At 39.3% G+C, this 4,752-nt stretch carries 4 protein-coding genes; 3 read left to right on the forward strand and 1 reads right to left on the reverse strand.

Features of this window, described 5'->3' with window-relative positions; translation table 11 throughout:
- Window positions 1-119 precede the first annotated feature (119 nt).
- Window positions 120-632, forward strand: a complete 513-nt coding sequence (locus tag COD92_RS30630) for a hypothetical protein (protein WP_098532400.1) — start codon at window positions 120-122, stop codon at window positions 630-632.
- A 222-nt stretch (window positions 633-854) separates the two neighbouring features.
- Here the strand turns inward: COD92_RS30630 and COD92_RS30635 are convergent, their stop codons facing one another.
- On the reverse strand, window positions 855-2,093 hold the full coding sequence (locus COD92_RS30635; RefSeq protein ID WP_098532399.1) for an IS110 family RNA-guided transposase: 1,239 nt from the start codon (window positions 2,091-2,093) through the stop codon (window positions 855-857).
- Window positions 2,094-2,568: 475 nt separating this feature from the next.
- On the opposite strand from COD92_RS30635, the gene COD92_RS30640 reads away from it, so the two are divergent.
- Together COD92_RS30640 and COD92_RS30645 are read left to right on the forward strand one after the other, a co-directional pair.
- Window positions 2,569-3,663: a glycerophosphodiester phosphodiesterase family protein gene (locus COD92_RS30640; protein WP_098532398.1), complete on the forward strand. Its 1,095-nt coding sequence runs from the start codon at window positions 2,569-2,571 to the stop codon at window positions 3,661-3,663.
- A gap of 430 nt (window positions 3,664-4,093) precedes the next feature.
- Window positions 4,094-4,591, forward strand: a complete 498-nt coding sequence (locus COD92_RS30645; RefSeq protein WP_098532397.1) for a P-loop nucleotide/nucleoside kinase family protein — start codon at window positions 4,094-4,096, stop codon at window positions 4,589-4,591.
- The last annotated feature ends 161 nt before the right edge of the window (window positions 4,592-4,752 follow it).

Below are 4,752 nucleotides of genomic sequence, written 5' to 3' on the forward strand. Positions count from 1 at the left end.
TGGATGGCTAACGGGTGCAATGCTTTAAGAGGCATCGTCTTTTTGTTGTTCCACTAACGTGGCAGTTTAGTTTAACAAGCTAAATTTGAAAAATAATGGTGTGTATAAAGAAGGAATTTATGTTAAAGAATAAGCAAAAATCAGCTATTCAAAATATCCTTTGGGTGATATTAATGAAAAATCAAAAATTGTTTTTACTTGCTTTACTGGTTCTGCCTTGGTTAACGGTCCCTTTACTAGGCAGAAAGGCATTTAAAAGATTTCTTCCTACTGCCATATTTATGTGTACATTCACAAAAGCTTTGGATTTGTATGGTGAAAAGAAAAATTGGTGGAAATTTTATAATGGTATTGGACCTTTCAATAGTATGAATTTTATGAACTTCGGTCCTTATCTTGTCACTAGCTTATGGATATTAAAAATGACTTTTGGCAAATTCCCGTTATATATAATTTCAAATACTGTTCTTCATATGTTTTTTATCTTCGGTGGACTAAAATTTGTTGAAAATTTTAAAATATTTTCCTTAGAAAATTTATCAAAAATTAAATATTTATCAATAAATTTTGTAAGGGCTTTGATTCTATATGGTTTTCAATATATAACGTTACCCACTAAAAATAGAAAGTGATTTTATTTAAAAATGATTTAGAAATCAAAATATCATAAAGCCATTCCATAATGTGCAGTATGATTGTGAACAGTTTCACTTAAACTAAACCAGCTAATAGTTTGTCAACATTTTTCAATAAAAAGTTTAATAACCTCATGATATACTAAAAATGTTCATGCCAAATAACCTTCCGCCATGCTCTTTTTGGAAGGTTTTGTTGTATTTAGTTAGATATAGTTTTTAAGCTATAACTTGGAAAGTAGATCTGCTTTTTAATAAGGCGTAAATCCAATGTAAGAGCTTATTTACACAGGCAATGATAGCTACTCTAAATGGTTTTCCTTCTTCACGTTTCTTGTCATAAAACTCTCGTAGTCTTCTATTGCGTGGAATAATCTCATCAGTCGTTTTCTTTTTACGGGCATCCCGAATACCACTTTGAACAGCCATATACAGGGTATGGCGAAGTCTACATGAGCCACGTTTGGTAATTCGGTTTATTGATGCAGTAAATTTTCCAGAAGAGTAGACACTAGGATCTATTCCAGCGAATGCAACTAACTTCTTGGCACCATTAAACCGATCTATCTCTCCGATTTCAGAAATAATCGTTGCAGCGATTTTTTCTCCGACTCCAGGGATAGATTGAAGGATTTCATATTCTTCAATTTCACAAGCGAGGGCATCTATTTCATCCGCAATATTGGATAGATGCTCTTGGTACTGAAGAACAATCTTAACCAAAACTTCAAGGTTAAAAATATGACTATCGTAGAGATTGTTTTGAAAAGGATCACGAAGGGCTGCTTCTCTTAACTTCTGTGCCTTTTCCTTTGCCCATGACTCCGAACGACTCATACATAATGAAGCTATTTTATCCGTTAACTCTTTTTCACTCACACTTAATACAGCCTTTGAAGTAGGGAACTCTAGTAAAGTAAGTAGTGATACTTTCGAATATAGGCTTCCAAATACACCTCGATACTCAGGAAAAACCTGATCAATTAAAGAATGAAGCTGTATCTTTGTTTTAGCTGATATTTCCGCAATACTCTCTTGTTGTCTTGTCAGATTACGAAGGTTTAATAGTTGAACACCACGCTTCTTGTAAGGCTCTAGTTCCTCTTTATAAAACAGTTCACAAAGGTGATAAGCATCAATTGCATCAGTTTTTACCTTTCGAAGGCTGGAGCTCTTAGCTCTATGAGAGATAAGAGGATTGACGATAATATAAACATAATTTTGTTCCTCTAGAAACTGAATAACGGGAATATGATAATGACCAGTTGATTCTAAAACAACCGAAGGTTGATGACCACCAGCAGCCTTTTCAACATCTTGAAGGAACTCTAATAAACATCCTAATCCTTTAAGATTGTGAGTAATACTTAAACTCTTACGATATGGTTTACCTTTATCTAAAAACGCTTGAACCTGACTTTCTCCTTTTGATACATCCAGACCAATCACTGGATTCATTAAATTTCTCCTCCTCCTAGAAATACAAATTAGTCGGTAACCCCTAATGCTCCATGTAATGTCATAGGTTCGCTTGTTAAACGGGATCATGGTTCCAACCAGCCTGAAACATGTTTATACAAGTAGGGGGTGAACAGTTTAGCTTACGGGATTGTATCCCACGGGTGCGACGTTCTACCCCGACTACCGTAATAATAAGACCATATGAAAAATGGTCAACCAGAAATATCTGGTGACCTTATAATACGAACGTGGCAGGTTAGTTGAACAAGGAATTATTCCTATTTCTATGCAAACTAACGTTCCTTCTTTGGATAATAATTGCTGGATTAGCAGCGAAAGATATGCTAAAAGAACCGTGAAAATTTTCTTGTTTTTCTTTACTTATTCTTATTATAGGATTAATCATTCATTTACATCCTTCTTCTATACTTATAGAAGTAATAGATTAAAAGAGAAGTAGGGAGTAGAGGAAATGAAAAAGAAGAAATTGATCGTTGCAGCGATGGCGGCCCTTATGGCGGGTTCAGCTGCCATACAAGTGGCCGTAACACCTGCATCGGCTGCAGAAATTGCGCCAAAGTCTTATACTGCGGGCAGTCCGAAAGAGTTCGACCTGCAGGCGCACCGAGGAGGTATCGGGCTTACCGTCGAGTCCACGATTGCATCTTTCTCAAAGGGCCTCGAAGTGGGTGTCAGCACCCTTGAGATGGACGTGCAAATCACGAAGGATCATCAGGCTGTAATTACCCACGATCGTCAGGTTACGGGTTCCAAGTGTCAGGACACGGGTCCGGCGTTTCCTGGTGATCCCATGTACCCATATGTCGGCAAGTACATAAAGGAGCTCACCTTGGCCGAGGTGCGTACATTGGACTGCGGCTCGCTGAGACAGGCGTCATTCCCTGGCCAGCAGCTGAATCCTGGCGCCCGCATGCCGCTTTTGAGCGAGGTGTTCGATCTTGTCAAGCTTTACCACGCCAACAAGGTACACATGAATGTCGAGACCAAAGTGGAAGCCGGAGCACCGAATGAAACGGCCCCCCGTGAAGAGTTTGTACAGATAGTTGCCCACGAGGTTCGTAAAGCTGGAATGATTAACCGCGTAACGATCGAAAGCTTCGACTGGGGATCACTCATGCGCATGCACCAAGTTGAGCCGCGCTTGCCGCTTGTCGCATTGACTAACGGTGATCAGTTCCTGCAGCCTGGTAAGCCTGGCGCTTCACCATGGTTGGGTGGAATCGACATCGATGACTTCGGAGGCAATTTTGTCGCTGCAGCCCACTCGTTCGGTGCAAGTGCTATTTCCCCAGTACATGGTGATCCTCAGGGCGGCAAGGTAACCGATCCGAACTACAAGCCTTACGTGACGAAGCAAATGGTCGAGGAAGCCCACAAGTACGGCATGAAGGTCATTCCGTGGACGGTCGATGACGAGCCTACGATGGAAAAGCTGATGGATGATGGGGTTGATGGGATGATCACTGATTACCCGGACCTGCTTCGCAGTGTAATGAAGAAACGCGGTTACAAGCTGCCAAAGGCCTATCCAGCTCCCAAGAAATAAGATGCCTGGACAAGGCAAAGGTAAAAAAACACAGTGATTTTTTCTAGTATTTTAGTATCATTCTTTTGTTGCGGCGGATCATTTTATCCGCCGCTTTCTTTTGTGAAAATAGCCAAGGCACGGCATATTAATTCAGATATCGATAATAATCTGTGAATGGTAGTTTCTAAAGCCCCATGATTCAGGAAGATTGTGAAATATTGTACTTACACTAACTGGGTGCTTGAGTTTACGATCAGAGCTGTCATTAAGGCAGCTCTTTCTTGTTAAACTAAAGGGCAGGTTTGTTAAAGAAGGAATATAAATGAAATTGGTAGAATAAGTAAATCGGATATAAATCTTAACGTCTAAATATTAATAAGAGGAGAATGTCTATGGGAACTAACGAAGTAAAAAGTTTAAACTAAAATAAGCGCGGGGGTTAAAAAATATGAAACAATTGGGGACGCTATACTTTTTCTGTGGAAAAATGGGAGCTGGAAAATCAACTAAATCAAAACAATTGGCGATAGATAAGCATGCGGTACTGTTGTCTGAGGATGAATGGCTTTCATCTCTTTATCCCAATCAGATTGCATCATTTGAGGACTATCTAAAATTCTCAGCGCAGCTCAAGCCGTTGGTCAAAAAGCATGTCCAAAACATATTAAGTGTCGGTACAGACGTAGTGATGGATTTTCCAGCTAACACTCAAAAACTGCGAAAGTGGTTTTTGGATATGGCGTCAGAGGTCAATGCAAGCCATCAACTAATTTTCCTTAATCTAAATAACGAGCAATGCTTACGTCAAATTGCACAAAGGCGTAACGAACAACCCGAAAGAGCAGCTTTTGACACGGAAGCGGTGTTTATTCATGTTACTAAATTTTTTGAAGCACCAGAGGCATCCGAGGGTTTAAATATTTTAGAGTTTAGCGGAAAAGAATAACAAGGAGTTCAATGATTCGTGTGTATAGAGTACCTTTTGTTCTGGGAGGTGCTCTATATGATATAAAATGAAATGTGAGTAAGAAAAGTTTCAATGTATATATGTTAAAATCGATGTAACTTTGTGAAGTGGTACACTTAAACTACCATGGAAGAACGAAT

This window comes from Bacillus sp. AFS037270, assembly GCF_002585305.1.